Origin of the sequence: Paenibacillus terrigena DSM 21567 (assembly GCF_000374845.1) — a bacterium.
Classification (GTDB): domain Bacteria; phylum Bacillota; class Bacilli; order Paenibacillales; family Paenibacillaceae; genus Paenibacillus_K; species Paenibacillus_K terrigena.
The window spans coordinates 316,121-336,251 of record NZ_KB895415.1 but is presented as its reverse complement, the minus strand read 5'-3'; the positions used below and the strand labels follow the sequence as shown (position 1 = coordinate 336,251).

Sequence of the window (20,131 nt, the reverse complement as noted above, 5' to 3'; positions counted from 1 at the left end):
TCTTCTTCCACAGCACAACAGTTCGTCCAAATATGTTAAGATAGATAGATAAAGCAGAACGGACGTTTGTAACTAAGGGGGAGCTGCATGTCTATTCAATTTGTGATCGGTCGCTCGGGGAGCGGCAAGACGCATTTCATACTTAACCAGGTCAAGGAAAAGTTGCGGCTGCAGCCAGACGGTGCGCCGCTTATGATCTTGGTGCCAGAACAAGGAACGTTTCAAGTCGAGCATGCGCTCGTGAACTCACCCGATGTACAGGGGATGATTCGCGGACAAGTACTCAGCTTCCGTCGTCTCGCCTTTCGGGTGATGCAAGAAATCGGGGGGACAGCCCTTCTTCCCATTAATGATGAAGGTAAGAAGATGCTGCTCTATAAAATAATCCACAGGCATCAAAAAGAGCTGCGTTTGTTCGGGAAATCGGCCGATCAGCTCGGTTTTGTCGATAAATTAAATGAACTCTATAACGAATTTAAACGGTATTGTCTCGATGTAACGCAGCTCGAAGAGCATGCGCAATTTGCTGCGCAGCATATGGGCAATCAGACGCTCGTGCAGGACAAGCTGCATGACATTACGATGATCTATCGGGAATTTGAACATACACTCGCGAATCATTATGTGGATTCGGAGCACTACCTTGCGCTGCTTGCAGAAGGATTGCCACAGTCGGCAACGATTGTTAATACGGAGATTTGGATTGATGGTTTTCACGGGTTTACGCCGCAAGAGTATCAGGTGCTTGAACAATTAGTTCAGCATGCGGCACAAGTGACAATTACCTGTTGTGTAGATAAGCCGTATGACGAGGGGATACCTCCTCATGAGCTGGAATTGTTCCATCCTGCTGCGACGACGTATATGCAAATTCGCGCACTTGCGGAGCAGTTAAACGTTCCTGTAGAGCCTACAATCGTCTTGGAGGATTCACCGCTTCCGCGATATCGGAGAAGTCCGATGCTCTCCCACCTAGAACGTGCTTATGACCGTCGCAGTCCGATGCGTATGGCAGATAAAACGATCGTACAGCCGGATCATCCGTCATGTGGAATCACACTCTACGGTGCCGTGAATCGTCGGGCAGAGGTTGAAGGTGTCGTACGCGAGATGCTGCGACTGTCCAGGGAACGTAAAGTCCGCTGGCGCGAGATGGCGATTATGGTGCGCAATATTGCGGATTATGAGGAACTGGTAACAACCATTTTTACAGATCATGAGATCCCCTATTTCCTCGATCAGAAAAGAAAAGTGCTCCATCATCCGCTTGTTGAATTTATTCGGTCATCCCTTGAAATCGTATCGTACCATTGGCGTTATGACGCGGTGTTTCGGTGTATTAAGACGGATTTCCTCCTGCCAGCAGATGGAGAAATCGGACGGCATGAGATGGATGTGCTCGAAAATTATGTCCTTGCAACGGGAATTCAAGGCTCGCGTTGGACAGATGGACGACCGTGGCGGAGAATGCATGCGGTCTCACTGGATCCGAACGAAGATGCTAGTGCTGCGAACTTAGAGCTCGAGATGGGCCATGATGACGTGCTCGAACGATGCCGTGAGCGAATTGTGCAGCCATTACATGCGTTTGAGAAGGCATTGAAAAATGCGCGTAACGTACGCGGCATGTGTGAAGCGGTATACAGCTTGCTTGTTCGCGTAGAGGCTGCGGATCGGCTGGATCGGATGAGTCACGAGCAAGTGATCGCGGGGCAGCCGCAACGGGCCAAGGAACATCGCCAGTTATGGGGCAATGTGATCGACTTGTTGGATCAGATCGTGGAAATGATGGGCGATGAGGAACTGAACATCGAATTGTTCGCAGGGGTTGTCGAGACGGGACTCGAGAGCATGAAGCTCGCCCTCGTTCCAGCGGCACTGGATCAGGTATTGATCGGAAGCATGGATCGAACACGGTCAGGCCAGATCAAATATTGCTTCATGCTAGGGGTGAATGACGGTGTTATTCCAGCACGTGCCATTGAAGACGGAGTCTTAACGGAACAAGAGCGGGAACGCCTAGAAGAGATCGGGCTTCGGCTCGCGCCAGGGATTCGTCGTAAATTGCTGGATGAGCGATTTATTATCTATCAAGCATTGACGACGCCTAGTGAACATCTATGGGTGAGCTATCCACTTGCGGATGATGAAGGCAGAACGCTGCTCCCATCGGAATTGATGCGGCATTTACGTACGATTTTTCCGGGGATTCAGGAGCGCTTACTAACAGGAGAACCGCATCCGCTACAACCAACGGAAGAACAGCTGCGTTATATTGCACATCCGGAACGGACATTGTCCTATCTCATTGTTCAGCTTCGTCAGTGGCGTCGCGGACTTGATATTGCGGATTTCTGGTGGCAAGTGTTCGATTGGTTCGCGAATCAAGAGGCATGGCAGCCGAAGCTGCAAATGCTGCTGCAATCGCTATTCTATCGCAATGATGTTGCTTCCCTCGGAGCGGAGACAAGCCGGAAGTTGTATGGGACCCATCTGAAATCGAGCGTATCGCGAATGGAGAAGTATGTCTCATGTCCTTTCGCCCATTTCGCATCGCATGGACTTAAGCTCAAGGAACGGCAGTTGTTCCGACTGGAAGCGCCGGATATCGGGCAGTTATTCCATGCCGCATTAAGTCAGATGGCCGTGCAATTTAAGGAAGAGAATCGCCAATGGGGTGATCTAACGCCGGAAGAATGCCGATTTGAAGCAGAGAAAATCGTGGATGCGCTGACGCCGCGTCTACAAGGTGAAATTCTGCTAAGTTCCAAGCGGTTCGGATATATAGCACGCAAATTAAAAGAGATCGTAGGTCGTGCTGCAGCGATTTTGGGTGAACATGCAAGGAGAGGGTCGTTCGAGCCGATTGGACTCGAGCTTGATTTCGGGCCGGACAAGCCGCTCCCATCCTTGCAGTTTACGCTGGATAATGGTTGTACGATGGAGATCGTCGGACGGATCGACCGCGTGGATAAAGCGGAAGGCGACAAGGGTGTGATGCTGCGCGTCATTGACTATAAGTCTAGTCAGACGGATCTGAAGCTGCACGAAGTGTATTATGGCTTGTCCCTCCAAATGCTCACGTATCTGGACGTGCTGCTCACGAATGCGGAAGTATGGCTCGGCGAGAAGGCTATGCCGGCAGGGACGTTATATTTTCACGTACACAATCCATTGCTTCAGGCTTCGAACGGACTAACGCGTGACCAAGCGCATGAACAGACACTCAAACGGTTCAAGATGAAGGGGCTCGTGCTCGCGGATCGGGAAGCGGTGTCCTTGATGGATGCCTCGCTCGATAAGGGCTATTCCCAAGTGCTTCCTGTTGCTGTAAAAGCGGACGGTGGCTTCTACAGTAACGCGTCGGTTGCGACGATGGATCAATGGGATACATTACGGACGGCGGTACGATCTACAATTCGCAGCATTGGAACGGATATTACGAACGGTGACGTAGCGATTGAGCCTTATAAAATAGCACAGACGACGGCATGCGACCACTGCTCTTACAAGCCGGTCTGTCAATTCGATGAGTTAGTCGAAGGGAATCACTTCAAGAAGCTTGCGAAGCCGAAGAAGAATGATGTATGGAATTTGCTTGAGATGAAAGGAGACGCTAGCGATGACGATGTTAAATAACGTTCCCAAGCCGGAAGGCAGTCAGTGGACCGATGATCAATGGAGTGCCATTGTGCGGGGCGGTGAGAATATCCTTGTCGCTGCGGCTGCAGGATCAGGGAAGACCGCGGTATTGGTCGAACGGATTATTCGGAAGATTGCTTCGGAAGAAGAGCCGCTTAATGTCGATCAGCTGCTTGTTGCGACCTTTACGAAGGCAGCGGCGGCGGAAATGCGCGAGCGAATTCGGGAGGCGCTAGAGAAGGAACTCGATAAAAATCCGGATTCAGAGCATCTGCGGCGTCAACTTGCACTTATGAATCGTGCCTCCATTACGACACTGCACTCCTTTTGCTTGGAAGTCATTCAACGATATTTCCAATTGATTCCGCTTGATCCGGCTTTTCGGATTGCAAATGAGACCGAGGCGGATTTCATCCGTCAGGAAGTGCTGGAAGATCTATTCGAAGCGCATTATGCGAATGATGCCGAGGATAGCGATTTCCGCAAGCTCGTGGATTGGTTCAGCGGAGAGCGCAGTGATGAGGCGATGGTACGGTTAGTACAGTCGCTGTATGATTTCTCTCGAAGTCATCCATGGCCTCGCGAATGGCTCTATACGATGGCAGATGCGTTCGCCGTCGAGGATGTGGCGATGCTCGGTCAGAGTGCTTGGGCGCAGAGCGTTGTAGCGGATGTGCGGTTACAGTTGAACGGTGTTGTAGGTATTATTCGGCAGGCTATGATGCTCATTGAACAGCCAGGGGGGCCTGAGCCTTATCGGGACACGTTGATGGAAGACATGAGTATGGTGTTGTCGCTTCGCGAAACGGCAGAGGAAGCGCCTTGGGAGACGCTCTATGAGCATTTTGCGGCGATTGCATTCGGGAAGCTGAAGGCTTGTCGCGGGGATCATTATAATAAGGAGCTTCAGGATCAAGTGAAAGGTCTTCGGGACCATGTGAAGAAAATACTGACGGCTATGCAGGAAGAATTATTCCGTCGGCCGCCGGAGCTCTTCTTAGGAGAGATGCAGACGCTTGCGCCGTTGATGCGAACACTAGCGGCGTTCGTACTGGATTTCGGTGAGAAATATGAGCAGGCGAAACGTGCGAAGGGGCTCGTGGATTTCTCGGATTTGGAGCATTATTGCTTGCAAATTCTACGTCATCCAGCTTCTACGCTAGAAGAAACATACCCTTCAGGTGCGGCGATGGAGTATCAGACGCAATTCGAGGAAGTGCTGCTCGATGAATACCAGGATACGAATATGGTACAAGAAGCGATTGTCTCCTTGATTTCTCGGCCTGGAGCGGGTAACCGGTTCATGGTTGGTGACGTGAAGCAGAGTATCTATCGATTCCGTCTTGCGGAACCGGGATTATTCTTGAACAAATATAAATCCTACCCTTCCATTAGTACGGGGCAGGGACTTCGTATCGATCTTGCACGGAATTTCCGCAGTCGCCAGGAGATTGTGGATGCGGTGAATACGATTTTTCGTCAAATTATGAATGCATCGGTCGCAGAGATCGACTATGACGAACGAGCAGAACTTGTATGTGGTGCGAAATATCCTGTGGGTGAAGAGGCATTCGGACAGGAATATCCAGCTGAGCTGTGGCTAATTGATCGCGGAAGCGGAGCGGGCGCGCAAGGCGTGGAACCGCTCGATGATGATGCAGCGGATGCAGAGGCGTCAGATGGGGCCGATGAGGGCGGAGCATCGATGCGCCGAGCTGCGCAGATGGATGCAGAAGAGCTCATGACGGCTCAGCTTGAGGCGCGGCTGATCGCGACGCAAATCCGCCAGTTGATGGGCGAATACGGTACGCCGTTCCAAGTCTATGACAAGCATTTGAAGGGGATGCGCAGCGTTACGTATCGCGACATGGTTATTCTGCTTCGCGCGACGCAGCAATGGGCGCCGCTTATGATTGAGCAGCTTAGAATGGAAGGGATTCCGGCATATGCGGAATTGAATACAGGGTATTTTGAGGCGACGGAAGTCGAAGTGATGATCTCCTTATTGAAGGTCATTGACAATCCGGTACAGGATATTCCCCTCGCGGGTGTTCTTCGTTCTCCCGTTGTGAATCTGACGGCGGAAGAGCTGGCGCAAATTCGTCTGCATGGCAAAGGGTTGTCGTTCTATGATGCGATGATGAAGTTAACGGCGGAGGAAGAGGCCGAGGGGACGAGTCCGATCGTGGATGAAGGATTGCTTACGAAGCTGCAGCGCTTCATGGCACGACTTGCCCATTGGCGGGATGAAGCGCGGCAGGGATCGTTGTCCGAACTGCTGTGGCGAATTTATCGCGAGACGGGTTATTACGATTGGGTTGGCGGTCTGCCAGGTGGCACACAGCGTCAAGCGAATTTACGAGCCTTATATGATCGGGCACGTCAATATGAATCGACTTCTTTACGCGGATTGTTCCGCTTTCTACGGTTCATTGAACGAATGCAGGATAATGGCGGGGATCTCGGTACAGCAAGGGCACTTGGTGAGCAAGAGGACGTCGTTCGAATCATGACCATTCATAAGAGTAAAGGACTCGAGTTCCCTGTTGTGTTCGTTGCAGGGTTATCCAAAATGTTTAATCAACAGGATTTGAGTGCTTCATTCTTGATGCACAAGCAGCTTGGCTTTGGACCGCGTTTTGTGGATCAGGACCTGCGTGTGGCCTATCCGACGCTTCCTAGTCTCGCCATCAAGCGGCAGATCAAGATGGAATTGCTCGCGGAAGAGATGCGGGTATTGTATGTCGCATTGACGAGACCGAAAGAGAAGCTCTATCTCATTGGCTCAGTCCGCAATGTCGAGAAACAGCTGCAGACTTGGGGACAAGCGGTAGATCAACCAGATTTACTATTGCCGGATTATATGTTGGCACGAGGCCGCAGTTATTTGGATTGGATTGCGCCGTCACTGATGCGGCATCGCGATGGCTCTGAACTTCGTCGCTTAGGCGGTCTGCCAAATCGTGCAGGTGATTGTCTGTCGGATGATCCGTCGAAGTGGTACATCTCTGTCGTTCCAGCCGAGGAAGTACAGCAGTGGGCAGCAGTAGGCCTTGAAACCGTAGATCAGGATGAAGCTTACATGGCGAAGCTGAACCTCGTGATGCAGATGGCGCACGGACAGGTCGCGGGGATGCAGGTGGCGGTCTCTGACGAATATGTGCATGAAGAAGCAGCTGCCGCGGGGATGGATGATGGGCAGCTCGAATTGTGGTTTGATGAGCCGATTGATGATGATCCGGAGTCCGTGCAACAACCGCAGACCATATCAGAAGAGAGCATGATTGTGAATGTGCATGCAGAGTCACAGACAGATCATGCTGCAGGCAGTCTGATTTCCGAAAGGCTTGAATGGCGTTACCCGCACCTTGTGGCAAGCGGTGTTGCTGCGAAGACGACCGTGACTGAAATGAAGCGAATGCTTCAGATGCAGGAAGAGGACCCTGCGATGGAACTGTTCCCAGAGGTGCTGGAGCACGATGCTATAGATGAGGGACAATTAGAAATGAGGCAGCCTTCTGGCGATGAATCGATCTTGTCGCTGCATCTCCGCCGTCCGAAGTTCATGGAGAAGAAGAAGCTGACGCCTACGGAGCGCGGAACAGTCTATCACTTGGTAATGCAGCATGTTCCGATCACGCCGGAGCTAGACATCGATGCAGAAGCGGTGAGCGCTTTGCTGCAGCGAATGGTCGATACTCGCTTGATCTCAGAAGAACAACGGAAGGCCGTTGATGCTGCAAGTGTAGCGGCCTTTTATTCGAGTGAGACGGGAGCGCAGTTAAAGGCTGCCAAGTGGGTGAAGCGAGAAGTACCATACAGCTTCGGCCTGCCAGCGGTTGAGGCGATTCCTCATCTGCGCAAGATGCAAGATGAAGCTGCAATGCACGCAGATACGGGGTTGCTGGGAGATATGACAACAGATCCAACGTCGCTCGATGGGGAGACGGTTCTGATTCAAGGGGTTATCGATTGTCTGTATGAACGTGCGGATGGTACCTTGGTGCTGCTCGATTATAAGACGGACCGCGTTGCGCCAGGGGAAGACAGCTTGAAGGAAGTGTCGGACCGTTACCGGTTCCAATTGGAGCTCTATGCTACGGCGATTGAGCGGATCTGGAGACGCCCTGTTGACGAGAAAGTGTTGTATTTCTTTGATGGCTGTCATGTTGTGCATTTGTAGATTTGTAGATTTATAGATTTATAGTTTATAGATTTTTAGCTGTTACTGATACAGTTTGATGATGGCATTGGGAGAAGGATGGAAGAGGGGGAACACAGGATGCGTATACTGCATACGGCGGATTGGCATTTTGGCCGAACGCTCGAAGGCCGAAGTCGCTTAGAAGAGCAGGCGGCATTCGTGGATGAATTGGTACAGATCACGGAGGAGCAGCAGATCGATCTGATTCTGCTTGCGGGAGATATCTATGACTCCGTCAATCCACCTGCGGGTGCTGAGCAGCTCTTCTATGAAGCGATGGCGCGCTTATCCGCGGGGGGAAGCAGACCGATTGCCGTCATCGCGGGCAATCACGATCAGCCCGAGCGGCTCGCGGCATCAAGCCCGCTCGTCGCGCGAGCAGGCATCACGATCGCCGGTCTTCCGACCGGCGATGTGATGCGCTTCGCGGCGCCGCGCACGGGCGAGCGCGCGGTCGTAGCCGCGCTGCCCTACCCGTCAGAAGCTCGGCTGGCCGAGCTCCTGACGGGGGAGGATGCCGACGAATCCGGCATCCGCAGCGCGTACAGCGCGCGCGTCGGGCGTCTGCTGCGCCAGCAAGCGCAGCAGTTCGCCAAGGACACGGTCAATGTGGCGATGAGCCACATTTACGTGCTGGGGGGCGTGGAATCGGACTCGGAACGTCCGATTCAGGTGGGCGGTGCCTACACGGTAGACACCGCCGCTCTTGCAATTGGCGCCCAGTACACGGCGCTTGGTCATCTTCACCGCCCGCAGACGGTGAAGGGGGATGGCGTGATCCGATATAGTGGATCACCGCTGGCCTATAGCTTCTCGGAAGCTGGACAAGCGAAGTCAATAACGATATTGGATATCGCACCGGGACAAGCGGCCTCGCCGCAAGAAATATTCTTGAGCAGCGGTCGGCCGCTTGTCAGATGGCAAGCCCGAGGCGGCATGGAGGAGGTCTACCGTTGGCTGGATGAAGGACGAGATGCTCGGGCATGGATCGATCTCGAAATCCGTCTGACGGAAGCGATGACGATGGAGCAAATTCAACACCTTCGTAAGGCTCATGAGGGCATTGTGAATATTCGTCCCATTTATCCGGAGATGGAGTCTTCAGATCTGCTCTTGTCGAACAGATCGGAGATGCCAATCGATGAATTGTTCCGTCGCTTCTATGAGCGGCAGACAGGAGGCGCGGAGCCGAACTCGGAGCTAGTGCAATTGTTCTTAGAGCTTATTCATCACTCGCATCCGGTAGAGAATGGAGGGGAGACGGCATGAAGCCAATCCATTTGAAATTAGCCGGACTTCAGAGCTATCGCGAAGCGCAGGAGATTGATTTTAACGCGCTCTGTGAGACGGGGTTGTTCGGGATCTTCGGCCCAACGGGCAGCGGAAAATCGACGGTACTTGATGCGATTACGCTCGCGATGTATGGGAAAGTCGAACGCGCAGCCAATGGGACGCAGGGTATTATGAACCTGAACGAGAATCAGCTTGCAGTATCGTTCACCTTCGAATTGCTCTCTGCAACTGGACCGAAGCGTTACCGCGTGGAACGCCGGTTTAAACGGATGAATGAGATTTCGATTAGCAACACGGTTAGCCGTTTCATTGAAATTACTGATGAAGGTGAAGTTGTCCTCGCCGATAAACTGGCCGATGTGACACGTTGCGTAGAAGAAATTATCGGTCTTACGATCACCGATTTCACACGAGCCGTTGTACTTCCGCAAGGGAAATTCGCCGAGTTCCTCTCGCTAAAGGGGAGCGAACGTCGGCAGATGCTTCAACGTCTGTTCCATTTGGAGAAATACGGCGACGAGTTGATGATTCAGTTAAGTCGTCGACTGAAGGAGACCGATGTACGTCTCAAAGAAGTCGCAGCAGAGCAGCAGGGGCTGGGTGATGCCTCCGAAGACACGGTAAGACAAGCCTCGGAGACGCTCGAGAGTGCAAGAACATTTGCAGAGGAACAACGTGCGAAACGTAAAGCCCTTGAGGCTGTGGTGGAACGTATGAAGGCAACGCGAGATCAGGGCATAGAATTATCGGGGCTATTGCTGAAGCAAGCTGAATTGACAACACAGGAGCAACAAATCGCCGGGTTGGAGCAGGTGTTGACACGTGTGGACGCGGCTAGACGGTTGCTTCCTTTTCTAAATGAATATGAGCAGTCAGCTCTTCAATTGACGGAACGTAAGGCTGTATTAGCGACGGTTACTCACAAGGAGCAAAGTGCACGTGAAGCTGCCGAACGAGCTGCTGCTGTATTTGATGAAAAACAACAGAAGCTATCTGATTTGGAGCCAAAGCTGCTGCTTCGCCTCGATCATTTGGAACAAGCACGCTCGCTCGAGCAAGAATGCAAGCAGTTGAACCTCGAGACAACGGAGCTCACGAAGCGAAGCACGCAAAGTGTAGAACAACAGGCAGTAGTAATTGAACAGATCGCCAAATTAAGTCAACAGAGGGAAAAGGCGCTCAAACGTCAAGCAGAGCTCAATGAAGCGCAGAAAGCAAATGAAACACGCCCAGAATGGCGTGAACAAGTCCAAAGAGCGGATCGTCTTCATCAATCGATCGAAGCGCTAGAACGTCAATTACAGGGTGCGGCATCGGAGCTTGGTACCATTTCTGAGCGAATGAAGCAAGCCGATCTTGCTTATCAAGCCCATGAAGCCTTAGAGCGGGAGATTTATTCTGAGAATCTTCAGACGATGGACCGAATTCATTCACTTAACGGGTACTTGCGTCGCGAAGAGGAGAAGCACACAGCACTTCAAAACGCTCTGGCAGATGAGATCGCACGAGTGCGGCGTGTCGAGCGGGAGCAGGAAATCGAGAGATTGTCCGCAAAACTGGCGGAACAATTGGTCCAAGGTGAGCCTTGTCCGGTTTGTGGTTCAACGACGCACCCGCATCATTCGCAAGGTGTGATGGGTAAGGAATTACGAGACAGTAATCCTTCAGATATTCAAGAACAGATCACTGCGATAGAGCCATACGTCTTAGAACTACATGAGTTAAAAGCGATAAATTTACAGCTCATGTCCAGATTGATTGCCCTTCCGACAACCCTTGAAATCGAGGGTGTTGATATTCCGTGGCAGCAAGAAGCGGCTGTGGCCGTGCAGGAACATCAAGATCATTCCGTAGCAATTGCAGCTTCGCCGTTCTCGTTTACAACATGGGAGGAAATTCAGGCAGCTATTGCAGGCCTTCGTATAGATCAGAGTAGGCATCGCTCAGAGGTAGAACAATTAGAACAACAGGGGAAGAAGCATCGCGCTCGTATTGCAGATCTTCAGCGGCAGTCCTCACAACTTCGGGCGGATCGTCAAGCGTTGGAGCAGCTCCATCAAAGCCAGCAGCGGATGGTTCAATCCATTACGCATGAGCGGGCAGTGTTGCTAGAACAGTGGAAGACTCATATTCCGGCTTCTATTGTCCGGGAATCCATGGACGACATCCTGCTAGAGCTGAAGAACAAGGATGAACAGCTGCAAGATATTCAAGGTCGACTCGAACGCAGTGTTCCTTTTATCGAAGAGATGAATGCGCAGCTATTAGAGAGAGGTCAGGAGCTTACAGTTCTTGAAAAAGACGCAGTCCTGATTGCCGCTCAACTTGAAGGAAAGATGCATCTATTCCACGAAAAAGAGGCCAGACTTCTTCAGCTTCTTGGTCTTGATGCAGGAGATCGGACGGTTGAAGCATTGATTCAAGAGGCAGAAGCCAAGTTGTCTACGCTTCGTGTAGACACACAATCCGCGAAATCAGCCAGAGATCATGTGCTTGATCTGCTCAATGCCTTATCGGAGGAAGCCTTACATGCGAAGCAGTCTGCATTGTCTGCCGAAGAACGCGCAGCACAGGCGGAACGGATTTGGGACGAGCAAAGGTCGGAATCAATTTTCGCGATGGCAGAGGATGTTCGACAAGCTATACTGACGTCGGATCAGATCGTGAGTCATCAGGAGACGATTACTGCACATCGACAGCTTCAGCATAGACTTGCATCCCAGATTCAACGACTGGAAGAAATGCTGCAAGGTGAGCGGGTGACGGAAGAGGCTTGGGAGCAATCGAATCAATCCTTACAGCAGCAGCTTGCACAGGATGAAGAGGCGGTTCGGGCGAAGGCCAAAGCAGAACGTGATCTCGAAGAACTGACGCGCAAAGCAGAACGTTGGACTGTATTAGAACAGCAGCGAGGCGCCAAACAGGAGTTGTTCGAACGCTTGTCGCAGTTGCAGACGGTATTCCGCGGGAATGCCTTCGTCGAATTTATTGCGGAAGAGCAGTTGATGCAAGTAAGCCGATCCGCATCTGAGCGGTTACGTTTCTTGACCAAGCAGCGATACGCATTAGAAGTGGACTCCACTGGGGGATTCGTCATTCGCGATGATGCGAACGGGGGCGTTCGGCGCCCTGTCTCGACACTATCGGGGGGAGAGACGTTCTTGACATCACTCGCCCTGGCGCTCGCGTTATCGGCACAGATTCAACTGCAAGGGAAGTATCCATTACAATTCTTCTTCTTGGACGAAGGCTTTGGTACGCTTGATCCGGAGTTGTTGGATACAGTTATTACGGCATTGGAGAAGCTTCATATGGATCGCTTGACAGTAGGGATAATCAGTCATGTCCCAGAGCTAAGAGCGAGACTTCCAAGAAAACTGGTCATTACACCGGCTCAGCAGTCTGGCGAAGGTTCCGTCATTGCCTTAGAATCGATATAGAGAAAACTGTTATACTCTGTGATACACTTCACAGAGTATAATCGACCCCGCTGTTATAATACAATTAACCGACATCTTGATGAGCACTTGTTAGAAATATACGCTGATCCTTACCACGGAAGGAAGCAACCTTGAATCGTCAGCCAGATTCTCGGCGTATATCTCTAACATGTGCTCTTTTTTTTCATGTGTATTGGACTCTGGGCCATTTTTTCTGTATGATGGTATTATAAAATTTACTGAACTGATACTATGCATGGGGGTAGCCTAGATGGATTGCATTTTTTGTAAAATTGTTGAGGGAACGATTCCTTCGAAGAAAGTTTTCGAGAACGACAGCATTGTTGCGTTTTACGATATACAGCCCTCAGCTGCTCAGCACGTGTTAATCATTCCGAAAAAACATATTGCGACGATGAATGATGTGGCAACGGAAGATCTTCCATTGATCGGTGAAATTCATCAGACGGCACAACAGATCGCCAAAGATTTAGGAATCGCAGAATCCGGATACCGCTTGATTAACAATTGTGGTCCAGACAGCGGCCAAGTGGTCTTCCATATTCATTACCATCTGCTCGGGGGAGAGAAATTAGGCGCCCTTGTAGGGACAAGAGATTAATTTTTGGGCTCAGTAGAAAAAGGAAATGGAGTCATAGTTGACACCATATTTCCTTTTCACATATAATGAAATTTGATGAACCGTGTTATCCGTCTTGGACGGTCTGGTCGGAGGGAGGGAAAACTGGTGTCTGAAACTAAAGTTCGCAAAAACGAAACAATTGATGCTGCACTTCGTCGCTTTAAGCGCTCCATTGCTAAGGATGGTGTATTGGCTGAAGTGAAGAAACGTAAGCACTATGAAAAGCCAAGTGTTAAGCGCAAGAAAAAGTCCGAGGCTGCTCGTAAGAGAAAGTTTTAGGAGGATCTAACTACCAATGAATTTAAGCGAACGATTGAACGAAGATATGAAACAAGCGATGAAAAGTCAAGACAAGTTCAAACTCTCCACCATTCGAATGGTTCGCTCGGCGATTAAGAATCTTGAAATAGATTTGAAAAGAACTTTGAATGACGATGAAGTGCTTGAAATTCTAAGTCGTGAAATCAAACAGCGAAAAGATTCCCTCCAAGAATTTATTAAGGCAGGTCGTGATGACCTCGCCGTCAACTTAAAAGCAGAAATAGAAATAATTGGTCAGTACCTTCCTGTCCAGCTTACTGAAGAAGAAATTAAAGTGATTGTACAGCAGACCATCCAGGAAACCGGTGCTTCTTCTAAAGCCGATATGGGTAAGGTGATGAGTGCTCTAATGCCTAAGGTAAAAGGGCGCGCTGACGGTAAAATAGTGAACCAAGCGGTTTCACAGTTTCTGCAATAAAGATAAACACTCCATGAATATGGAATGTTTTAGACTGCCGGCAACAATGTTGTCGGCAGTCTTTTTTATATGAGCAAAATCCCTGATACCATGCGGGTTTTAGGGTTGGTATTTATTTTCTTGAAACGAAAAATTTTCATGGACGTATTACTAGTATCGCACTTTGACGATATTTGACAGAGAAAGGAGGAAACGTATTGCGTCATTTTTGGAAACGTTTTATATCTTTTGGATTACTTACAGTGATGTTGATTGCGGGCATTTCGGGCGCAGTGTTGGGGGGGATCCCAGACAAAGCTCAAGCAGCGGCAGCAGGTAAAAAGCTCGTCTATGTTATACCTGTTGCACATGAGATTGAGTCGGGACTGCAGCGGTTTTTGGAACGATCTTTTGAAAAGGCGGAAGAAGCGCAAGCTTCTCTCATCGTCCTGGAGGTCAATACACCAGGTGGTATTCTAGGGAATGCGATGGAGATTGGAAAGTTGATATTGGAATCGAAAATCCCGACGCTTGCTTATGTAAAGGGTGAAGCGGCTTCAGCTGGAAGTTACATTTCGCTCTGTGCAGACCAGATTGTAATGGCTGACGGCAGTATGATTGGCGCTGCGTCAATTGTCGATTCATTAGGCAGATCGGTTGATAACCCGAAGTATACGGCAGCGTGGTCTAGTGTGATGGTTGCAGCTGCTCAAGCGAATAAGCGAAATGCAGATATTGCCGCGGGGATGGTTGATAAGAATATTGTTGTTGAGATGAAGGCCATTTCACGTGTGAAAAAACAAGGTGAGATTATCTCGTTATCTGCGCAAGATGCACTCGCGGTTGGTTATGCGGACCGTATTGTAAAATCAATGGATGAAGCGGTTCAATTCGCTGGCATATCGGATTATCAGCTTGTTCAAGTGGAGCAGTCGTGGATGGAGAAGTTGGCTGGATGGATCACAAGTCCTGTCGTCTCTACGCTGCTGTTATTCCTTGGGATCGCAGGGGTGGCTATCGAGCTTATCGTTCCTGGCTTTGGTATTCCTGGGATCGTGGGGCTTCTTGGTTTTGGTCTCTATTTCTTCGGTAACTATGTGGCTGGATTTGCGGAACAAGAGTCGCTTGTCTTGTTCGTATTAGGGATCATTTTGCTTGTTCTAGAGTTATTCGTACCAAGCTTTGGAATATTGGGTATACTGGGTTCAGGTTCACTGATTGCAAGCGTCGTGATGGCTGCATTCGACACATCCAGTGCACTCGTATCGCTTGGTATTGCATTTGTTGCAGCCGTGATCGTTGTCATTATTGTAGCAAGAATCTTCAAGCATCGAGGGATTTGGAATCGGTTCATATTGAAAGATCGATTAACGACCGAGGAAGGTTACGTCTCTTCGACGTCCAAATCGGATTTGCTGCATCGTGAGGGTGTAAGTCTAACGCCTCTTCGTCCGTCTGGCGCGGTCCAGATTGGGGAAGAACGAGTGGATGTTGTCACGGACGGTAGCTTTATAGATGCGAATCGTAAAGTGGTTGTTACACGAATCGATGGTACACGAATCATTGTTCGTGAGTTAGACAAATAAATTTTTTTCTGGAGGTAACGCTTTAAATGGATCCGACATTGGTTAGTTTCTTGTTAATTGCTGTTGTTGTTATTATTGTACTCTCTGTGTTCTTAAGTTTCTTCCCGATTATGTTGTGGATTTCGGCACTCGCATCAGGTGTGCGCGTCGGGATCATTACACTCGTCGCGATGCGGTTGCGCCGGGTTACTCCGAGCCGAATCGTAAATCCGTTAATTAAGGCAACGAAAGCGGGTCTTGGACTTAACATTAATCAATTGGAAAGTCACTATCTAGCTGGGGGTAATGTTGATCGTGTCGTTAACGCGCTAATTGCAGCGCAACGTGCGAATATTCCACTAGAGTTCGAGCGTGCAGCTGCGATTGACTTGGCTGGTCGTGATGTATTGCAAGCTGTGCAAATGAGCGTTAACCCTCGCGTTATTGAGACGCCGACCGTTGCAGCCGTGGCGAAAGACGGTATTGAAGTGAAAGTAAAAGCTCGAGTTACGGTTCGTACGAACCTTGATCGCCTTGTCGGTGGTGCGGGTGAAGAGACGATCATTGCTCGTGTTGGTGAAGGTATTGTTACTACCGTAGGTTCTAGTGGATCACATAAGGACGTTCTTGAGAATCCGGATATGATCTCCCGTACCGTATTGGGTAAAGGTCTGGATGCTGGTACAGCATTCGAAATCTTGTCCATTGATATTGCGGACGTTGATGTAGGCAAGAACATCGGTGCGCACTTGCAGACGGAGCAAGCTGAAGCGGATAAACGCATTGCACAAGCGAAGGCGGAAGAACGTCGTGCGATGGCGGTTGCGCAGGAGCAAGAGATGAAGGCGCTTGTCGTTGAGATGAGAGCACGCGTTGTGGAATCCGAGTCCCAGGTGCCGCTTGCACTTGCTGATGCCCTTCGCACCGGACATTTAGGCGTAATGGATTACATGAACTTGAAAAATATCGAAGCCGATACGCAAATGCGCGGAACAATCGGAAAATCCGGTGAGCCGGGCACGGGCGACATGAAAGACGGAAAATAGCCTATGAATATATCCGAAATGATTGAGAAGATCGTTCAATTTTTCGTGCATTCTCCAATCCTTGCGGTCATTCTGATTGGTATTGTGGGCAAGATCATCTCGAATGCTAAATCGGGGAAGAACCGGATGCCTTCCTTCGGCGGAGATAAACCATTCGGCAACCCGGATGCGCCGTCACAGACGAGTGAGGCTGAGCGGCGTGATGAGCCATCGCGTCATATCTACGAAGAGGTTGAGACCCATACGCCTGCCCCTATGGCGCATCCATCTGTCTCTCCGTTTAGTGCTCCCGTAGCGGTGCAGGTCGAGCCTGCGAGACCCAATCAAATGGTTCGGACTGAGAGGGCTCCGATGCAGTATGTTTCAGAGCCCTCCTATGCCCTTCACAAGGCTGATGCAATCGAGCCAAGTGTATCTCGTGAGGAACTAGTTAAAGGCCTCGTGTGGGCCGAAATTTTAGGCCCTCCGCGTGCCAAACGCCCATATGGTAGACGGTAGTAATGTGCCGTCACTTATACACCCCATCGTTCTCATTGAGCGGTGGGGTGTATTTTATTTGGTTGCCAGATAAAATAAACAGGGAAGAGGGGTATCACTTGGAGGAGCTTGCGACCGATCTTTGGAAGCCATTTGCACCACCAGTCTAATCAAAGGAAATGGCGGACAAGAATCGGCCGGAAAGTGATACCCCTCAACCCACCGTATTTTATCTGGCTATACTCCTACCCTCTTCCTAAACACCAAACCGTTCTCCTTGAGGGCGGTTGAGTGCTGCATGTAAGCCCAGCCAGATAAAATAAACAGGGAAGAGGGGTATCATTTGGAGGAGCATGCGTCCGATCTTTGGGAGCCATTTGCAACCACCAGTCTAATCAAAGGAAATGGCGGACAAGAATCGGCCGGAAAGTGATACCCCTCAACCCACCCGTATTTTATCTGGCTTCGCGCTTCCAAGCCCAACCGTTCTCACAGAGAACGGTTTTTTGCGCTTCCCTCATAAATGCCTCGCCCCTTGCATATTTTGTAAAGTACATCATATTCATGGATGGCTTGTGAATTATGGAGCTGCATCACAATGCAATAAACGCAAGGGGGGCACACCAAGGATGCGTCGTTTTGCTCGCAAAATTCGAAAGATGACCGCCGAATTATTGGATCTACCACAAGACGTCTTGTTTGACCTGCCTCGGGTGACGATGATTGGGAATGCTCAGGTGCATATTGAAAATCATCGTGGTGTGCTTCATTTTTCGAATGAACGACTGAACCTATCGATTAGCATCGGAGAGCTTGAATTGACAGGAAGTGACCTTGTGATCCGAGCGATCTGGCCTGATGAAGTGATCGTTGAAGGGAAAATATCGAAGATTCAATATATGCGAACGGAGGGATCTAATTGAACGGACCTACTTCATTTATTCGGGGATACGTCAAAATTATGATTCGCGGTGAGCGGTGCGAGCAGTTCGTCAATCTCGCTGCGGGTAAGAATGTCGAGATTTGGGACATGCGTTATATGGCAGGACAGGGTATGCGCATGAAGATAATGCTTGCAGATTTTTTTCGCATTCGTCCACTTTTACGGCAGACAAGCTGTCGTGTCCATGTGGAAGCGCGGTATGGTCTGCCTTTTGCATTGCAGAAAATGGGTCGACGTAAAGCGTTTATTACAGGCTTTTTTCTATTTTTCGTCGGATTGTACTTGTTATCTTCACTAGTCTGGAAAGTTGATGTTCAAGGGAATATGAATATTGCAGAAGATGACATCCTCAAAGCAGCTCGTGCTGAAGGGATTTATGTGTTCCAATGGTCTTTCCGGTTGAAAAGTCAAGAAGAGCTCTCTAGGCAGCTCACGCATCGGCTCCCAGGTGTCTCTTGGGTTGGTGTGGAGAAACGCGGTGCGAATATTACGATCAATGTGGCTGAATCCACCAAGCCGGAAGCGAAGCAGCTCATGAATCCAAGGCATTTGGTTGCGAAGGCAGATGCGGTCGTTACGGAGATCTTCACAGAACAAGGCCGAGCGAAAGTGCGGAAAAACTCACGAGTCAAAAAAGGGTCTATTCTTATATCAGGTATTATTGGGTCGGATCAGAATCCGCAAGCCGTTGTCGCGAAAGGCAAGGTCAAAGGACTCGTCTGGCATGAATATCAAGTCTCTGTACCTCTGCTGCAGAAGGAACGTACGTATACAGGGGCATTTGAAGAACGGAATTATATCATTACGGGGAATCGGGCCCTGCAAGTAAGCGGATATGGAAAAGTTCCTTATGATAAATACGAGACAATCACAGAACGTAGCGATGCTCAAATCGGTCCCTATAAACTGCCTGTTGGGTGGATGACGGAGAAATTGATGGAGGTTCATTATATCGAACGCCACATTACGGAAGATGAGGCCAGAAAAATCGCCATGGAACATGCAAAATCTGACGCACTTGTCAAAAATGGGCCAGACGCAAAAATCCGAGACGAAAATATTTTGCATCAAGAGGTCAAGAATGGTAAAGTTTATTTGAACATACATTTTGAAGTGGAGCAGTGGATTGCGGAGGAATTACCGATTATCCATCAATAAGGAGACTGGGATTATTGCCTGAACAACACTTATACACCGTGAAAATACCGTTACATAATCCTTCTGAAGGGCTGTCGTTATTTGGTCCGCAGGATAAATTCTTGAAAATTATTGAAGGGCAGATTGATGCTCAAATTGGTTCTCGTGAAGCAGAAATTGTCATCAGTGGGGGACGCCGCGAGGTGGATTCCTTAGAGCAGCTTTTTCAGGTCTTGTTGCAACTGGTTCGTAATGGCTATATCTTAACGGATCGTGACGTGCTCTATGCCTGTGATCTTGCGAAGGATATGCGTGCCGATCAATTGCTTGATTTGTACAAAGGTGAGATCATGACGACATTCCGCGGGAAGCCAATTCGCGTGAAGACGATCGGACAGAAGCATTATGTGACGACCATTAAGAAGAGAGATGTAGTCTTCGGCGTTGGTCCTGCAGGTACAGGGAAGACTTATCTCGCTGTCGTGCTCGCGGTTGCTGCCCTTAAGGAAGGATCCGTTAAACGTATCGTGCTTACGCGTCCGGCGGTCGAAGCAGGCGAGAATTTAGGGTTTCTGCCGGGTGACTTGCAAGAGAAGGTAGATCCTTACTTGCGTCCGCTCTATGATGCGTTGTACGATGTCATGGGACCTGAACAGACGGCGAAGGCACTGGAACGCGGATTGATTGAAATTGCACCGCTCGCCTATATGCGTGGACGGACATTGGATGATTCTTTTATTATTTTGGACGAGGCTCAGAACACGACGCCAGAACAGATGAAAATGTTCTTGACGCGGCTCGGGTTTGGCTCGAAGATGGTAATCACGGGTGATGTCACACAAATTGATTTGCCGCGGGGCAAAAAATCGGGACTCATCGAAGCGGCTACAATACTTCGGGATATCGAAGAAATCGGATTTGTACATTTTGCGGAGCAAGATGTTGTTCGTCATTCCTTAGTACAGAAAATTATCGTCGCATATCAGAAGGATTCCGAAAAACATGAATAGAGAGGACTGTCTC

At 49.7% G+C, this 20,131-nt stretch carries 13 protein-coding genes; all 13 read left to right on the top strand.

Annotation, left to right across the window (positions count from 1 at the left end):
• Positions 1-87: 87 nt before the first annotated feature.
• The 13 genes from addB (at position 88) to C558_RS0113095 (ending at position 20,118) form a co-directional block, all read left to right on the top strand.
• On the top strand, positions 88-3,639 hold the full coding sequence (addB, locus tag C558_RS0113160) for a helicase-exonuclease AddAB subunit AddB (RefSeq protein WP_018756747.1): 3,552 nt from the start codon (positions 88-90) through the stop codon (positions 3,637-3,639).
• Positions 3,623-7,825 (top strand): helicase-exonuclease AddAB subunit AddA, encoded by a 4,203-nt coding sequence (addA, locus tag C558_RS0113155; protein WP_018756746.1) that lies wholly within the window; start codon positions 3,623-3,625, stop codon positions 7,823-7,825. The genes addB and addA overlap by 17 nt, the downstream gene beginning before the upstream one ends.
• A gap of 99 nt (positions 7,826-7,924) precedes the next feature.
• Entirely contained in the window at positions 7,925-9,115 is a 1,191-nt protein-coding gene (locus C558_RS0113150; protein ID WP_018756745.1) for an exonuclease SbcCD subunit D, read from the top strand.
• Positions 9,112-12,579, top strand: a complete 3,468-nt coding sequence (locus C558_RS0113145) for an AAA family ATPase (protein ID WP_018756744.1) — start codon at positions 9,112-9,114, stop codon at positions 12,577-12,579. The genes C558_RS0113150 and C558_RS0113145 overlap by 4 nt, the downstream gene beginning before the upstream one ends.
• Positions 12,580-12,850: 271 nt before the next feature.
• Positions 12,851-13,201: a histidine triad nucleotide-binding protein gene (locus C558_RS0113140; protein WP_018756743.1), complete on the top strand. Its 351-nt coding sequence runs from the start codon at positions 12,851-12,853 to the stop codon at positions 13,199-13,201.
• A gap of 126 nt (positions 13,202-13,327) precedes the next feature.
• Positions 13,328-13,501 carry a 30S ribosomal protein S21 gene (gene rpsU, locus C558_RS0113135; protein WP_005547957.1) on the top strand — a complete coding sequence of 58 codons (174 nt, stop codon included), beginning with the start codon at positions 13,328-13,330 and terminating at the stop codon, positions 13,499-13,501.
• A gap of 16 nt (positions 13,502-13,517) precedes the next feature.
• Entirely contained in the window at positions 13,518-13,961 is a 444-nt protein-coding gene (locus tag C558_RS0113130; RefSeq protein ID WP_018756742.1) for a GatB/YqeY domain-containing protein, read from the top strand.
• Between the two features lie 197 nt (positions 13,962-14,158).
• Complete coding sequence (locus tag C558_RS0113125) at positions 14,159-15,526, top strand: NfeD family protein (RefSeq protein ID WP_018756741.1); 1,368 nt, start codon at positions 14,159-14,161, stop codon at positions 15,524-15,526.
• 26 nt (positions 15,527-15,552) lie between these two features.
• Positions 15,553-16,551 (top strand): flotillin-like protein FloA, encoded by a 999-nt coding sequence (gene floA, locus C558_RS0113120; protein ID WP_018756740.1) that lies wholly within the window; start codon positions 15,553-15,555, stop codon positions 16,549-16,551.
• Between the two features lie 3 nt (positions 16,552-16,554).
• Entirely contained in the window at positions 16,555-17,049 is a 495-nt protein-coding gene (locus C558_RS30965) for a hypothetical protein (RefSeq protein WP_018756739.1), read from the top strand.
• Between the two features lie 608 nt (positions 17,050-17,657).
• On the top strand, positions 17,658-17,951 hold the full coding sequence (yqfC, locus tag C558_RS0113105) for a sporulation protein YqfC (RefSeq protein ID WP_018756737.1): 294 nt from the start codon (positions 17,658-17,660) through the stop codon (positions 17,949-17,951).
• On the top strand, positions 17,948-19,129 hold the full coding sequence (gene yqfD / locus C558_RS0113100; protein WP_018756736.1) for a sporulation protein YqfD: 1,182 nt from the start codon (positions 17,948-17,950) through the stop codon (positions 19,127-19,129). Before yqfC ends, yqfD begins: the two co-directional genes overlap by 4 nt.
• Positions 19,130-19,143: 14 nt before the next feature.
• Entirely contained in the window at positions 19,144-20,118 is a 975-nt protein-coding gene (locus tag C558_RS0113095) for a PhoH family protein (RefSeq protein ID WP_018756735.1), read from the top strand.
• Positions 20,119-20,131: the final 13 nt, after the last annotated feature.

Bases quoted from the DNA above. Each gene is read 5' to 3' on its own strand.
- addB (WP_018756747.1), top strand. From the start codon at position 88: ATGTCTATTCAATTTGTGATCGGTCGCTCGGGGAGCGGCAAGACGCAT.
- addA (WP_018756746.1), top strand. From the start codon at position 3,623: ATGACGATGTTAAATAACGTTCCCAAGCCGGAAGGCAGTCAGTGGACC.
- C558_RS0113150 (WP_018756745.1), top strand. From the start codon at position 7,925: ATGCGTATACTGCATACGGCGGATTGGCATTTTGGCCGAACGCTCGAA.
- C558_RS0113145 (WP_018756744.1), top strand. From the start codon at position 9,112: ATGAAGCCAATCCATTTGAAATTAGCCGGACTTCAGAGCTATCGCGAA.
- C558_RS0113140 (WP_018756743.1), top strand. From the start codon at position 12,851: ATGGATTGCATTTTTTGTAAAATTGTTGAGGGAACGATTCCTTCGAAG.
- C558_RS0113130 (WP_018756742.1), top strand. From the start codon at position 13,518: ATGAATTTAAGCGAACGATTGAACGAAGATATGAAACAAGCGATGAAA.
- floA (WP_018756740.1), top strand. From the start codon at position 15,553: ATGGATCCGACATTGGTTAGTTTCTTGTTAATTGCTGTTGTTGTTATT.
- C558_RS30965 (WP_018756739.1), top strand. From the start codon at position 16,555: ATGAATATATCCGAAATGATTGAGAAGATCGTTCAATTTTTCGTGCAT.
- yqfC (WP_018756737.1), top strand. From the start codon at position 17,658: ATGCGTCGTTTTGCTCGCAAAATTCGAAAGATGACCGCCGAATTATTG.